The following is a 12859-nucleotide window of genomic DNA, read 5'->3' on the forward strand; positions in this document are numbered from 1 at the left end:
GTCTAATGTTGCTAAAGCTCTAAAGCCATGCATATAGGGCATGGGGGCTGGTAAAAGTAGGGGAATGGACATGGTGAAGGCCAAATATTTCCTCGCGGTGGCTGAGGCCGGGACGGTGACCGCTGCCGCCTCACGCCTCGGAATTACCCAACCGGCGTTGAGCCGCCAACTGCGGCGTTTTGAAAAAGAGCTGGACCTTGAGCTCTTTGTGCGGGCCGGTTCCTCGCTCGTGCTAAGCGATGCCGCGCACGCCCTCATTCCCACCTGCCGCCGCCTCCTCGCTGCATCCGCGCGCGCCGGGCAGGCGGTGGAGGCACTTCGGGCTGGCAGAATTCCGGCGCTGCGCGTGGCGGCCACGCCGACGACGATGTCGACGCTTCTCGCCCCGTTTATAGAGGCCGCCGGCTCGTCGATTCCTCTGCTTACGACGACTCCGGTCTCGCACTACGACGTCTTCGAGGCGCTGGAAGGAACCGCCGACATGGTGATTGCTACCATCCCGCCGGGCAATGACGTGGCTTCCTTGCCGCTGGGCACGATTCCGGTGCGCGCCTGGGCGCCGCCGACGCACCCGCTGGCGCTGGAATGCGCGGGTTCGACAAGCGTGGAGGTCGAGCGCTTGCTGCAGGAAAATGTGGCGTTGCCCTCGCGGCGCAGCGTGTCCCGCGGGGTGGTGGATTCCTTCGTGGGCACGGCCGGCTATGCCCTGGGCTCGCACGTGGAGTGCGATGATACGGCGACGTTATGCGCCTTGGCGCGTGCCGGGCGAGCCGTAGCTTTAATGACGGAGCTGCAGCCGGCGCGGCTGGTGGGCTTTGATGTCGTTGATGGCGAGCGCGCTCTAGGCGGTGTGCCGCTGGTGGCGGCATGGTCCCCGGGCCACTTCGCGGGGCAGGAGATAGCGCAGATTGCTCGGCGGTTCCGCAGTTTTATTGAGGGGTCGCTTCGCTAGGGTCTGCTTAGTTTGCAGTGGGCATAACTGTCGTTGTTGCCAAAGATCAGGCCAGATCTTGAATCAGAGGCTATAACTTTGGCAGAACGGGCAGTTGCTCGGCATGTGGCGGGGCGCCATGTTAGCGTGGAGGCCAAACTTTCCGGGGGGAATGACATGAACCATGGCGTTGTGCGCGGCCTATCTAAAGGCGCGCTTGCAACTCGCGTGAGCCGTGGGGAGATTGCGAGAATCGCCAAGGGAATCTACGTCTGGGGCAGGCCCGAGCCTTTAGAGCTTTGAAGCTGTTGCAGGAGCACCGTCCATACCTTAAGGCGACAGGTACAACGGCTGCCCAGGTACTCCTTGGCGAGCCTGTCACTTTTCCGCTGAGGCTCGCTAGTGCAGAGAGGATGCCGACATCGACCTTTTATGTGCACTCGCGGGTGAGCGTCACTAGTTTTGTCACTTTGTCGGGGATCCGGATTCTTAATCCTCTTGTCGCTATGAAGTCCGTTAGTCCTGATCTGGGGATTCGCGTCTTCGAATCTATCTATTCTTCGAAGTCGGGGCGTGCTCGCTTGGACAGCCACCGCGAAGCACTCAATGTCATCCCTGTTGCAAGCCAACGGATGCTGGAGCAAGCCGCCCTGTTCACGGATTCCGGTGCGGAGGTCAAGGTGGCGAAGGGACTGAAGAGGCGTGGGCTCAAAGTTGAGTGCAACGTTGTTATCGGCCACTACACCTGGGACATCGTGCTCCCAGAGCTCAAGGTTGCGGTAGAAATCAACGGGATGAAATTCCATTCCCAGCGAGAGGCATGGCTACGAGACCATTGGAAGAACAACGAGGGTGCGCTGATTGGGTGGCTCACGTTGCGCTACACAGGTCATTGCGTGGCACATCATCTGGACATAACACATCTGGACTATGTCATCGACCAGATAGCCAATGCCAGGAATCCGGACTTCGAGAAGCGCTACTTCAAATTCATCGGCTTCTGGCATGAGGGAGTGTTGCCGCCCAAGCCAAAGCCCTGGGAATACAGCGAGCACTTAGGGTATCTGCCGCCCGACTTGCCTGAGCCACCCGATTACCCGGAACCGCCAGATTTCCCGGAGCCACCCAACTGCCCTAGTTGACAAAGTTATTGCCAGATCTTGAGTCGGAGGCGAGAACTTTGGCAGAACGGGCAGTGCGGAGCGTGGTCGTGGCAGTAGGCCGCGGACGCTAGGCAGCAACCAGCCCCTCAACAATGAGCGCCACAGCCGCGCTGATGGCCACGATGATGACGATGCGGTTGAGCACCGTGGCGTTGATGAATCGGTTGAGGTATCCGGCAGCGATGAGGCCGACGATGGCTACCGGAAGGTAGGCCGCGGCCGCGGTGAGCTGCAGGCTGGTGATTTGCCCGCTCAAGGCCAAGGTGGCTAGCGAGATGGTGGAGCCGATGATGAACGTGCCCGACAGGGTGCCGCGCACACGGGTGGGGTCGTATCCTTTGAGTACTAACGCCATGGGTGGACCACCGATGGAGGTGGACGTGCCCAGGAGCCCGGAAGCAGCACCCGCGACCGCGATGTTGGTGGTGGTTCGCTTCGGCGACCAGCCAAGACTAGACAAGGTCATGGCAAAGATGACGGCGCAGCCGATGAAAAGGGAGAGCCCGCGGTGGGAGAGGGAGGCAATGGCCCACGCGCCGAGCAGGGAGCCGGGTATTCGCGCGATGGAGGAAATGGCCACGATGTCCCACGACACCGCTGAGCGTGACTTGAGCATTGTCGTGGTTGAAATGACGAAGGCCAGCAGGAGGATAAGCGTGGGAACAAGCTCCGGCTTAATCAGCGCCAAGATTGGGGTGGCGATGGTGCCCAGGCCGAATCCGATGGTTCCCTGGCAGATTGTGCCCACAAGGATGAGTAGGCCGATGAAGACGTAGAGCCAGCTGAACATCGCTCTACTATCTCACGACAAGCTTTAAGCGCGGACAGTGACCTTCTCGTTGGCCGCGATTTCCTCCAAGCGGTCCGCCGAGCACAATCCGGACACGATGACGGCCGAGCCACCCGCAGCCAGTGGCTCTAACACAGCACGTTGGAAGGAGGCGGTGTCGCTCCACCCTGGAGACAACACGCGCTCAGCGCCCAAATCCGTGGGGAAAAGCTTCGGAAGCGGAGTGGTAGAACCATAGAAGTGATCGCCATAAAAGCGCACCGTGGGGCCGAAGTCGATGGTGCCGAGCGGCAACTCGCCGCCGCTTTCGACAACGCCGCGGCCAAAAGGATCTCGCGTGACCAGCACCGTGTCGACCAGTGGGGTAGAAGCCGAGCCGGCGGTGGCCTCGAGGTAGGCCTCCGGGGAGGTGAAAACTACGGCGACATCATCGACGTGCGGCTCTGGGGCAGCCGCACCATCCGTAATGTCAAAGGGGATGCCCGCGGCTAGTGCCCCAAGCGCAATGACGGCAGCCTGCCACGACACCGGAAGGTCGATGAGGATGCGGGCATCGGTGCCGGGCTCAAGGTCGAGCTCTTCCAACAGCATGTTGGCAATCTTGGAGGTCCAGTTCTCCAGCGTTTGCGCCGAGAAGTCCATGCGGGTGCCGTCAGCTTCGTTGTAGACGCTGAGGCGGGGAGCGGAGGCATCGGCGGTCAAGAGATGCTGAAGGAGTTCCATGTCCGCCCATCGTAGGTGGCGGGCGCTCAGCCCGCCACGACGCTGTTAATTCACGCAGCGCGGGCCGTCGCCGCCGGCGTCGATTTCCGGTGCCACCTCCGCGGTACCGAAGTCATCGCCCGGAGTACCCACCTGCTGGGTGTCGCCGCCTTCGCTCGTCTCGGCGGAAGCCTCCTCTTCCTGCGCGGAGTCATCCTTCGGGCCAGAGTAATCATCCGTAGCCACCACGATGAAGGTATCCGGCTCGAGCTCCTCGTTGGCCGTGACCGGCAGGCCGCCGAGCTGCTCAGCCAAGGCCTGGGCGCGCTCATCGTTGGCATCCGCGGCCACAATCTGGGACTCGGTATACAGGCCCGACTGCGCGTTGGCGGTGCGCTCAACGGTGTAGCCCACGTTCTTCAACCACGCACCGATTCCGCCGGCCATGCCGTCGACGGTGCCTGCATTCAGGACGTGGAGGTTGAGGTCCTCGGCCACGGGCTTTTCGCCGTCTTCACCTTCCTGGTCGGCTGGGGCATCCTCAGACTTCTTTTCTTCCTCAGCCTTCTCTTGGGATTTGGCCAGATCATCCATGAAGCGATGTACCTCCGCAGTATCGATGGTCACCACCGATTCGCCATAGTCACCCACGCCGGTAATTGAGGTCACCGGGATCGTCGTAAAGGTCACGTTGCCGCCGGCCAGCCCGGCCAGCTGGGTGACAAATCCCATGATGTCCCAGCCATCATCGATGACAACGGAGCGCTCCACGGCATCGGCAATCTTGTTGAGCTTGCCCGGGGACGTCAGCGTTCCCGAATCCAAAACCTGCGAGGTCAGGGATGCCATGTATGCCTGCTGGCGCACGATGCGGTCAAGGTCGCCGCGCGGCAGGTCATAGCGCTGGCGCACGAAGGACAAGCCCTCGGAGCCCTTGAGGGTCTGGCGCCCCTTCGGGAACTTCGCACCGGACATCGGATCATCCACGTCATTGTTGAGGCAGACATCGACGCCCCCGACGGCGTCGGTAAGCAGCACAAAGCCCAAGAGCCCCACCTCAGCGTAGTGATCAACGCTGACATCCGTAAGCGTGCGCACCATCGAGATGAGCCCAGCACGGCCGGCCTCCGTGCTTTCCTTCTCCATCTCCTTCTCCGTGTAGGGAGGCTTCTTACCTGCTGCCTCAGCTTCAGCGTTCTCCTGCTGGAGCTCCTCCATCTTGGCGGACTTGTGGAGCGCGAAGACAGCATTGATCTTGGTGTTTCCGAACTCGCTGTCGTGGACATAGGTATCGCGCGGGATAGACACGGCAGTCGCGCGCGAGCCGTCGTTCGGAATACGGATCACCATGATGGTGTCCGTGTTTTCCTCACCTTCGTCCACGCCGGCATGCAGATCTGCCAGCTCCTGTTCGGAAAGCGGATTCCCCTTGGCATCGGTGCGGGAGTCCTTGCCCACGAGCAGGATATCGACCGCGCCATCGAGACTGCTGTCCTTGAAACCACCCTGGTTACCCAGTGCCAGGTTCGACGCAGAGGAGATGTCATTTCCCAGCTTGCCCACGGTGAAGTAACCCACGCCGGAGACCACGAGGACAACGGCGGACAAGAAAGCGACGATGGCTTTCACCGGCGTCGATCCTCGTTGGGCGGTGGGCGCGGACTGCGAGGGCGCGGCCTGGATATGGCGGGCGGCGCGCGGGGAGTTCGGGGAAGTCACGGGACTAGTTTAGGTGAGCTCGCTGCAAAAACGTGAAGCAGTGTCGCGGGCGCGTGCGCGCGTTGGCGTTGGGTACGCTCAGATTCATCGTGAAGAATTTACAGAAACCCCTGGCCGTGGTCACCGTGACCTTTTCTCCTGGCCGTTACCTCAGCGACTTCTTGGCATCGCTGCGCTTGGCGACGTCCCGCCCTACCCTCACCATCCTTGCCGACAACGGCTCGACCGACGGGGTGCCGGAAGCCGCCGCGCGGGAACACGTGGACGTGGAATTCCTCGATACCGGCGGCAACATCGGCTACGGCGCGGGGATGAATGCCGGCGCGCGCTTTGTGCGTGCGCGTGGGGTCGATGACGAATTTTTCCTCATCGCCAACCCGGACGTGACCTTTAGCGAAGGCTCCCTGGATGAGCTGATTGCGTGCGCACGCCGTCACCCGGATGCCGCGGCGGTGGGGCCGCGCATCGTGGAGCCGGACGGCAGTAACTATCCTTCGGCGCGCGCAGTGCCCACGTTGCTCACGGGAATTGGCCATGCGCTGTTCGGAACGATCTGGCCCTCCAACCCGTGGTCGCGCGCCTACCGCGATGACGCCGACATGGACAGCGAGCGCCCCGCCGGCTGGCTATCCGGCTCCTGTCTGTTGGTGCGCTGGGAGGCTTTTGCACAGATTGGCGGCTTTGATGAGCGTTACTTCATGTATTTGGAGGATGTGGACTTAGGTGACCGCTTCGTCCGCGCCGGCTGGCGCAATATCTTCTGCCCCACGGCGGTGATTACCCACGCCAAAGGCCATTCGACGCAGGCGCACCGCGGCGCAATGCTGCGCGCGCACCATGATTCGGCCTATCGCTTCCAGGCGGACAGGCACCCGCACTGGTACCAAGCGCCCCTGCGCGTGGCCTTGTGGCTGGGGCTGCGCGTACGTGGGCTGGTATTAAGCGCGTGCCGCGACGGCTCCTGAGCTAGGTGCGCCTATACACTAACGGTGGCTTATCTGAAAAGAGATTAAGGAACGATATGACTGAATCAGCGCCCCAGTGGGGATCGACGGCCGATGCCGTCATTCTGGTGGGAGGTCGCGGCACTCGCCTGCGCCCGCTGACGATTGGCACACCGAAGCCGATGCTGTCCACGGCCAACTACCCATTCCTTCAGCACCTCCTCGCCCGCATCAAGGACGCGGGGATTGAGCACGTGGTGCTCTCCACCTCCTATAAGGCGGAGGTTTTTGAGGAGTACTTCGGGGACGGCTCAGATCTGGGTCTGGAGATCGAGTACGTCGTGGAGGAAACCGCACTGGGTACGGGCGGCGGTATCCGCAATGTCTACGACAAGCTGCGTCAGGATACGGTCATGGTGTTCAACGGTGACGTTTTGTCCGGTATGGACCTCAACGGCATCCTCGATACTCACCACTCGAAGGATGCCGACGTGACGATGCACCTGCTCAACGTCGCCGATCCCCGCGCGTTTGGCTGCGTCCCGACGGATTCCAACGGGCGGGTGACCGCTTTCTTGGAGAAGACCGAGGATCCGCCGACGAACCAGATTAACGCTGGCTGCTACGTGTTTAAGAAGGATGTTATTGCGACCATCCCGGAGGGCCGTGTGGTTTCCGTGGAGCGCGAGACCTTCCCGCAGCTGCTGGAGTCTGGCCGCCTAGTGGTTGGGCATGTGGACAACTCCTATTGGCGCGACATGGGCCGCCCGGATGATTTCGTCCGTGGTTCTTCCGATCTGGTGCGCGGCATTGCGCATTCACCGTTGCTGGTGGGCCGCACGGGCGAGTCCGTGGTGGATGAGTCCGCGGGTATTGCCGGTGGCGTGCTGTTGCTGTCGGGTACGGCTGTGGGTCGCGGGTCTGTCATTGGGGCGGGTTCGCGTTTGGACGGCACGGTGGTCTTTGACGGCGTGACCATTGAGCCGGGTGCCATCATTAACAACTCCATCATTGCCTCGGGCGCGCACATCGGTGCCAACGCGCATATTGATGGTTGCGTTATTGGTGAAGGCGCCACCATTGGCGCGCGTTGCGAACTGCAGGGCGGCATGCGCGTCTTCCCGGGCGTGAGCATTCCGGACGCTGGCGTGCGTTTCAGCTCCGACGCCTAAGCGCTGCGCCGTAAAAGGAGGAAAAGGCACCGAGGAGGAAGGAACCTTCTCGGTGCTTTCCGTATCTTTTGGGCGTGACGCATGGTTTTCATGGTGCGAATGAGATCCATGTGTTTTGCCCAACTGGGTGGCGACACGCCGAAGCAACCTTAGAATTGTTCACAGGGTTGGGGGTGGCCACTACATGTAGTACCCCCGATGATTGCCCCCTAGATGGGCGATCTGTGACGGATGTGAAAGTTGGGGATGCTGTACAGCGTTTTCGCTGGAGCCGCCGAAAAATCTCTCGCGACAGGTTGACGATATTTAGTGATTCGGTGTGAAATGACATCAGTGTAATCAACGGCACGGCGGGCACGGCACCGAAAAATCTTTTCGGTGTAGGGTCGGTGCCATCGAATTAAGAGAGAAACGACCTCGGAGAAAGGAAGCGGCGTGGACAATACAACGAATAACAGCGCTATTCTCCGTGGCGGTGCTGCTGCAGAGATGTCGCTCGATGAACTCTTTGGTGCCGTCGAGCAGGAGTGGCAAGACCAGGCGCTGTGCGCCCAGACGGATCCAGAAGCATTCTTCCCGGAAAAGGGAGGATCTACCCGCGAGGCTAAGCGTATCTGCCAGGCCTGCGCGGTGCGTGATGAATGCCTCGAGTATGCCTTGGAGCATGACGAGCGCTTCGGTATCTGGGGCGGGCTTTCGGACCGTGAGCGTCGCCGCCTCAAGCGTGAGATTGGTTAGAGCTCAAAGCAGCTACTAACCAGCATCAGTGCTCCCCCTCACTGCACAGTCCTATGTCATTTGGCTCGGGTCTCGGCGGTGAGGGGGAGTAGTGGTTTTAGGGCAGGGGCGCTCTGCACCCCTAGCCTTTACCAAGTAAAACGCGGATCGATATCACCGGGATCGACGTTGAGGTAATTGGCCACCAGAGCGGTTAGCACCGTGGACAGTAGCTCTTCACGCTCCTGCGCGGAGTGCACGCGCTCCTCCACGGGCATGCGGAAAATGACGAGTCGGGCGCGCGTGGGTTGGCCTTCGGAATCCACGCCCGCCGGGACGATGCGCCCGAGCGGAACGGGGCCATCCGCGATGATTTCATCCGGCAACACAGTCATATCAACTGAGAGGCGCATGCGGGGCACGGTATCAACGGCGAGATCGAGTCCGGTGAGCTGTTCGGCAAAGGCATTGTGAATGGGGGAGTAGGCCTCGAGCACGGCCATGTCGAAGCGCTCGGCGCTGCTGCGGTAGCGCGGCGTATTCTGCGGCAACAGCGGCCCGCGGGCACCACGGCCATGGCGGTGGCGGGCCGGGCGAATATGCGGGCGAGGCGTGGTCATGCGGCTTAGTCTAAGCCGCATCGAGGTGGGCTCGCGGCGAGACGCGCCGCGCTGAACTATCTAAATCTCAAGTTAGGGTTTAGACTTGGGCCCGTGAATAGCTCTCGCCATTGCTCCCGCCCCGGCTGCGGCCGTCCCGCCGTGGCGACGTTGACCTATGCCTATGCGCAGCAAACCGCCGTCGTGGGCCCGCTCTCCGAAGAAACCGATCCCCATGCCTGGGATCTGTGCGAAAAGCACAGCGCACGAATTACCGCCCCGCAAGGATGGGAAATGGTGCGCGTTGACCGCATCGAGCTCGATGAGGATGATGACCTTACAGCTCTCGCCGAGGCGGTCCGTGAGGCTGGGCGCGTGACCACTGGCTTGGTGGATGATTCCACTGCTGGTTCCGGCGCCGATCCCATTGACTATTCCGCTACTTTCGACGGCGCGGATCCGCGGAATTCGAACCACCCCGTGTTCCGAACCCGCCGCGTCCACGATGCCCGCCAGCGCCGCCGAGCTCACCTGACGGTGGTTCCGGACGCCGACTAGTTCGTCGCACGCGGATTACCGCGACTGACGGGGGTATGCTTGTGGGTTATGCGAACTCGTGAACAGCTCAATGCAGTGATCAAGGCCTATGACGTCCGTGGCGTCGTGGGTGAGGACATCGACGAAACCCTCGTGCGCGATACTGGCGCGGCCTACGCCGCCATCCTCCGCGGGGAAGGGGAGACCACCGTGGCAGTAGGCCACGACATGCGTCCGTCCTCCCCGCAGCTGGCAGCCGCCTTTGCTGAGGGCGCTGCCGCGCAGGGCCTTGATGTTATCCAGCTCGGCCTCACGTCCACCGATGAGCTGTACTTTGCCGCCGGCCACCTCAATTGCGCGGGCGCTATGTTCACCGCCTCCCACAACCCGGCTAAGTACAACGGCATCAAGCTCTGCCGCGCGGGCGCTGTTCCGGTGGGGCAGGAGACGGGGCTGGAGCAGATCAAGGACATGCTGATCGACGGCACCCCGGCCTTCGACGGTGAGCCGGGCACCGTCACTGAGCGTGAGGTTCTTCCGGACTACGCGGCATTCCTTCGCGGCCTGGTGCCGCTGGAGAACTCCCGCCCATTGGTCGTGGCTGTCGACGCCGCGAATGGCATGGGTGGCCACACCGTCCCGGCGGTCTTTGAGGGCCTGCCTTTCGACGTTCGGGATCTCTACTTTGAGCTCGACGGCACCTTCCCCAACCACGAGGCTAACCCGCTGGATCCGAAGAACTTGGTGGACCTGCAGAAGTTCACCGTCGAACAGAAGGCGGATATCGGCCTTGCTTTCGACGGCGATGCGGATCGCTGCTTCGTGGTGGATGAGAAGGGCCAGCCGGTGTCCCCGTCCGCCATCTGTGCGTTGGTCGCGGAGCGCTACCTGGATAAGTTCCCTGGTGCCACCGTCATCCATAACCTGATTACGTCCAAGACCGTTCCGGAGCTCATCGCGGAGAAGGGCGGCAAGGCCGTGCGTACCCGCGTGGGTCACTCCTTCATCAAGGCCCAGATGGCCAAGGAGAAGGCGGTCTTTGGTGGCGAGCACTCCGCGCACTACTACTTCCAGGAGTTCTGGAATGCGGACTCCGGCATGCTCGCTGCCATGCACGTGCTGGCTGCTCTGGGTGAGCAGGACAAGCCGCTGAGCGAGCTCATGGCGCAGTACTCGCGCTACGAGGCCTCGGGTGAAATCAACTCCACTGTGGAGGACCAGAAGGCTACGACGCAGCGCGTGCTCGATGAGTTGGCGGACAAGATTGAGTCCGTCGACGAACTCGATGGCGTGACCGTAGAGCTGAAGGGCACCGACGCGTGGTTCAACGTCCGCGCCTCCAACACTGAGCCGCTGCTGCGCCTCAACGTTGAGGCCAAGACTGCCGACGAGGTGCAGGCCATCGTCGACGAGGTCCTCGGCATCATCCGCGCCTAGAAAACCGCCGCCGCCCCTCCAGCTGAAGGCATGAACATGACAAGCGAAGGAGCCTCCGTGCGTGACATCGAAAGTCTCATTGCCGTCGACGAACCGGCCTGGCCCCACCTGCAGAAGCCGCTGGCCGAATCTGATGCAGTCGTGCTGCCCATTGACTCAGAGCGAGGGCGGCGCTCGCTGTGGGAGCTGCAGGTTACCGCCGCGTCGACGATGGGAGCTGTCGCTTTGCACACCGGCGGCATTGTCGTCGACCACGGCTGGATACGTTTGTACGGCGGCGGCAGCGAACACTTGCCGAGCATTGCCGAAGCCAACGGGTTGGGAGGCGACATGTCGGCGCCGCCCGGCGAGCTGATTGTCGGGCACGATGTCCTCGGCGGCCTATTCGCCATCGACGGCGGTGCGCTGGGTGTTGCGCCCGGCGAGGTCTGCTATTTCGGGCCGGACACCCTCACATGGGACAGGCTTGGTGGCGGCTACTCGGCTTTCCTTCTTGCTGCGCTGGGTGGTGGCCTCGATGTGGTCTTTGAGGGGCTGCGCTGGCCGGGCTGGCAGGACGATGTGGCGTCCTTGGCGCTCACGCAGGGCATTTTCCTGTACCCGCCGCCCTCCTCTGTCGAGGGCAGCGACGTGAGCAAGGCGACGAAGGCGGTCGTCAGCATCCAGGAACTGCTGGGCACCAAGTAGCACTGCACCGCCTAGGAGTGGCCACGGGTCAGCTCAATTTACTCAAACTGCTTTCACCGCACGCGCAACCTTGAGTGGTGAGCTATGAAATATCTAGTTTGTTCCACCCAGCGGTGGAGTGGTTGGGGCAGACATCCAGGTGGAGAGTTCTTGGATGACACTTGCGGCGTCGTTCTTATCGCACCAGTAGTGGTGCAGAGCATCGCCGAGGCGCATTTCTACGCGGTAGTTGTTGCTGTCTGGGCTGAAGTAACACTGGATGTAATGCTCAATTTTGGTGTTGTCACTGATGATCAGGAAATCCCGCGGATCGGTTCCCACATTGAGGTTCGCTAGTGACCAAGCATTTGTAGTGATGTAATCAATCCAGTAAGGAATGCTGCGGAGACTAGCCCAAGGCGCTTGGTACTCCATCGTCTCGGTGGTGAAGTTTGAGTTTTCATCACCAAATGTCCACACCAACTGCTCGTTCTCGAGGACGGTGAGCGTTGCGAAGTAGGAAAGCACGGGGCTGACGGATAGGAGTAACTGGGCGATGTGGTCGTCGAAATCGCTGATGGCAAGGCAATTTGATCCGGTGAGCTCCACAGCTATGTTGTGTGGCGCTAATACTTTGGTGAGGTATTGGTAGAGCTGCAGAGCTTGTTGCGAGAAGTGGTTTTCTGCCTGGCTAGCGGAGATCACGAGGTTGTAGATCTCATCTGGCGCGGCTGGAGTGGTTGGGAGGTGGATGATTACTCGTTCTGTGCTCATTGTTGCTCCGTCGCTGGTGCCATTGTTGGTTGTAGAGTAACTCAGTTTTCCCATGCGGGAATAGTATTCCTCCCACTCCTCTAGAGTCGGTTCTCGGTTTGTGACGAGGAAATATCGGGCATTTCTTGGTGAAGCTGAAGACATGGCAACGTCGAGGCCGTTTTCTTCAAGGAATTCGAGAAGGCGCTGTTCGTTCATATCTTGAGCTTTTACTGGAAAGTCGGGAGCCATTGAATCTTCGGTGGTCTTTTTCCCGAGCCAATGTTGGGAGTAGGAACGCGTCATCGCATCTAGCTGATTCGAGTAAGTAATGAGTACCCATTGCTGGGAAACCTCGGTCTTCGTAATCGCCATCCCTAGGGGCGGATGTTCGAGTTCTTCATGGACGTGAATGAGGAGCTGGAAAAGGCGATCTGACTCGTCGAGCGAATAGCTCACCGCGGTTACTCCGTTTTGTTCTTGGAAGATCCAGACTCGATCGAGATTTGATAGTGGCTTAGTGGGTTTGTCAATTTCAACGAAGTTGAGAAAAAGCGGATCAAAGTTGCTCTTGACTGTGGCGATGGTGGATTCAAGGTCTTGCCAGAAAAACGCTGTGGGCTGGTTATATGCAATCTCGAAAGTCAAATCTTATCTGCCTTGGATGAGGGTGGGCTCCATTCTAAGGACGCGTGCGCCACCATCGTAATGATTGGCTGCACGGGCCTC

At 60.8% G+C, this 12859-nt stretch carries 13 protein-coding genes; 8 read left to right on the forward strand and 5 right to left on the reverse strand.

The features are described from left to right. Nucleotides 1-70: 70 nt before the first annotated feature. Both HMPREF2760_RS10365 and HMPREF2760_RS10370 read left to right on the forward strand, forming a co-directional pair. Nucleotides 71-952 (forward strand): LysR family transcriptional regulator, encoded by an 882-nt coding sequence (locus HMPREF2760_RS10365; RefSeq protein WP_246818410.1) that lies wholly within the window; start codon nt 71-73, stop codon nt 950-952. A 485-nt stretch (nt 953-1437) separates the two neighbouring features. Continuing rightward, the gene (locus HMPREF2760_RS10370) at nt 1438-2073 is read left to right on the forward strand and encodes an endonuclease domain-containing protein (RefSeq protein WP_246823673.1); all 636 of its coding nucleotides are present in this window, start codon (nt 1438-1440) and stop codon (nt 2071-2073) included. Between the two features lie 88 nt (nt 2074-2161). On the opposite strand, the gene HMPREF2760_RS10375 is transcribed toward HMPREF2760_RS10370, so the two are convergent. From HMPREF2760_RS10375 to HMPREF2760_RS10385, 3 genes are read right to left on the reverse strand one after another with little or no spacing between them, the layout of a single operon-like run. Further along, a complete protein-coding gene (locus HMPREF2760_RS10375) occupies nt 2162-2884 on the reverse strand; it encodes a sulfite exporter TauE/SafE family protein (protein WP_070564855.1) in 723 nt (240 codons plus the stop codon). A gap of 24 nt (nt 2885-2908) precedes the next feature. Further along, nucleotides 2909-3607, reverse strand: coding sequence for a TIGR03089 family protein (locus tag HMPREF2760_RS10380; RefSeq protein ID WP_070564858.1), 699 nt, complete (start codon nt 3605-3607; stop codon nt 2909-2911). A 45-nt stretch (nt 3608-3652) separates the two neighbouring features. Next, on the reverse strand, nt 3653-5305 hold the full coding sequence (locus tag HMPREF2760_RS10385; RefSeq protein WP_210384679.1) for an LCP family protein: 1653 nt from the start codon (nt 5303-5305) through the stop codon (nt 3653-3655). Between the two features lie 89 nt (nt 5306-5394). Between HMPREF2760_RS10385 and HMPREF2760_RS10390 the strand changes: the two genes are divergently transcribed. The 3 genes from HMPREF2760_RS10390 to HMPREF2760_RS10400 all read left to right on the forward strand — a co-directional run bounded on the left by HMPREF2760_RS10390 (nt 5395) and on the right by HMPREF2760_RS10400 (nt 8159). Then, complete coding sequence (locus HMPREF2760_RS10390) at nt 5395-6270, forward strand: glycosyltransferase family 2 protein (protein WP_070565257.1); 876 nt, start codon at nt 5395-5397, stop codon at nt 6268-6270. A gap of 56 nt (nt 6271-6326) precedes the next feature. Then, a complete protein-coding gene (locus tag HMPREF2760_RS10395) occupies nt 6327-7421 on the forward strand; it encodes a mannose-1-phosphate guanylyltransferase (RefSeq protein ID WP_070522520.1) in 1095 nt (364 codons plus the stop codon). 489 nt (nt 7422-7910) lie between these two features. Next, nucleotides 7911-8159: a WhiB family transcriptional regulator gene (locus tag HMPREF2760_RS10400; RefSeq protein WP_005528147.1), complete on the forward strand. Its 249-nt coding sequence runs from the start codon at nt 7911-7913 to the stop codon at nt 8157-8159. A 128-nt stretch (nt 8160-8287) separates the two neighbouring features. Here the strand turns inward: HMPREF2760_RS10400 and HMPREF2760_RS10405 are convergent, their stop codons facing one another. Further along, nucleotides 8288-8758 (reverse strand): metallopeptidase family protein, encoded by a 471-nt coding sequence (locus HMPREF2760_RS10405; protein ID WP_070564863.1) that lies wholly within the window; start codon nt 8756-8758, stop codon nt 8288-8290. A gap of 93 nt (nt 8759-8851) precedes the next feature. Between HMPREF2760_RS10405 and HMPREF2760_RS10410 the strand changes: the two genes are divergently transcribed. The 3 genes from HMPREF2760_RS10410 to HMPREF2760_RS10420 are packed head-to-tail and all read left to right on the forward strand — an operon-like array spanning nt 8852 to nt 11398. After that, complete coding sequence (locus HMPREF2760_RS10410) at nt 8852-9295, forward strand: DUF3499 domain-containing protein (RefSeq protein WP_083299235.1); 444 nt, start codon at nt 8852-8854, stop codon at nt 9293-9295. Between the two features lie 48 nt (nt 9296-9343). After that, nucleotides 9344-10711: a phosphomannomutase/phosphoglucomutase gene (locus HMPREF2760_RS10415; RefSeq protein ID WP_070597276.1), complete on the forward strand. Its 1368-nt coding sequence runs from the start codon at nt 9344-9346 to the stop codon at nt 10709-10711. Between the two features lie 57 nt (nt 10712-10768). Beyond that, nucleotides 10769-11398: a DUF2625 family protein gene (locus HMPREF2760_RS10420; protein ID WP_070597278.1), complete on the forward strand. Its 630-nt coding sequence runs from the start codon at nt 10769-10771 to the stop codon at nt 11396-11398. A 93-nt stretch (nt 11399-11491) separates the two neighbouring features. On the opposite strand, the gene HMPREF2760_RS10425 is transcribed toward HMPREF2760_RS10420, so the two are convergent. Continuing rightward, a complete protein-coding gene (locus HMPREF2760_RS10425) occupies nt 11492-12778 on the reverse strand; it encodes a hypothetical protein (RefSeq protein ID WP_070597280.1) in 1287 nt (428 codons plus the stop codon). Nucleotides 12779-12859: the final 81 nt, after the last annotated feature.

Origin of the sequence: Corynebacterium sp. HMSC065D07, assembly GCF_001810695.1 — a bacterium.
In the GTDB taxonomy this organism is placed as follows: Bacteria; Actinomycetota; Actinomycetes; order Mycobacteriales; family Mycobacteriaceae; genus Corynebacterium; species Corynebacterium hesseae.

Bases quoted from the DNA above. Each gene is read 5' to 3' on its own strand.
- HMPREF2760_RS10365 (WP_246818410.1), top strand. From the start codon at position 71: ATGGTGAAGGCCAAATATTTCCTCGCGGTGGCTGAGGCCGGGACGGTG.
- HMPREF2760_RS10370 (WP_246823673.1), top strand. From the start codon at position 1,438: ATGAAGTCCGTTAGTCCTGATCTGGGGATTCGCGTCTTCGAATCTATC.
- HMPREF2760_RS10375 (WP_070564855.1), bottom strand. From the start codon at position 2,884: ATGTTCAGCTGGCTCTACGTCTTCATCGGCCTACTCATCCTTGTGGGC.
- HMPREF2760_RS10380 (WP_070564858.1), bottom strand. From the start codon at position 3,607: ATGGAACTCCTTCAGCATCTCTTGACCGCCGATGCCTCCGCTCCCCGC.
- HMPREF2760_RS10395 (WP_070522520.1), top strand. From the start codon at position 6,327: ATGACTGAATCAGCGCCCCAGTGGGGATCGACGGCCGATGCCGTCATT.
- HMPREF2760_RS10400 (WP_005528147.1), top strand. From the start codon at position 7,911: ATGTCGCTCGATGAACTCTTTGGTGCCGTCGAGCAGGAGTGGCAAGAC.
- HMPREF2760_RS10405 (WP_070564863.1), bottom strand. From the start codon at position 8,758: ATGACCACGCCTCGCCCGCATATTCGCCCGGCCCGCCACCGCCATGGC.
- HMPREF2760_RS10415 (WP_070597276.1), top strand. From the start codon at position 9,344: ATGCGAACTCGTGAACAGCTCAATGCAGTGATCAAGGCCTATGACGTC.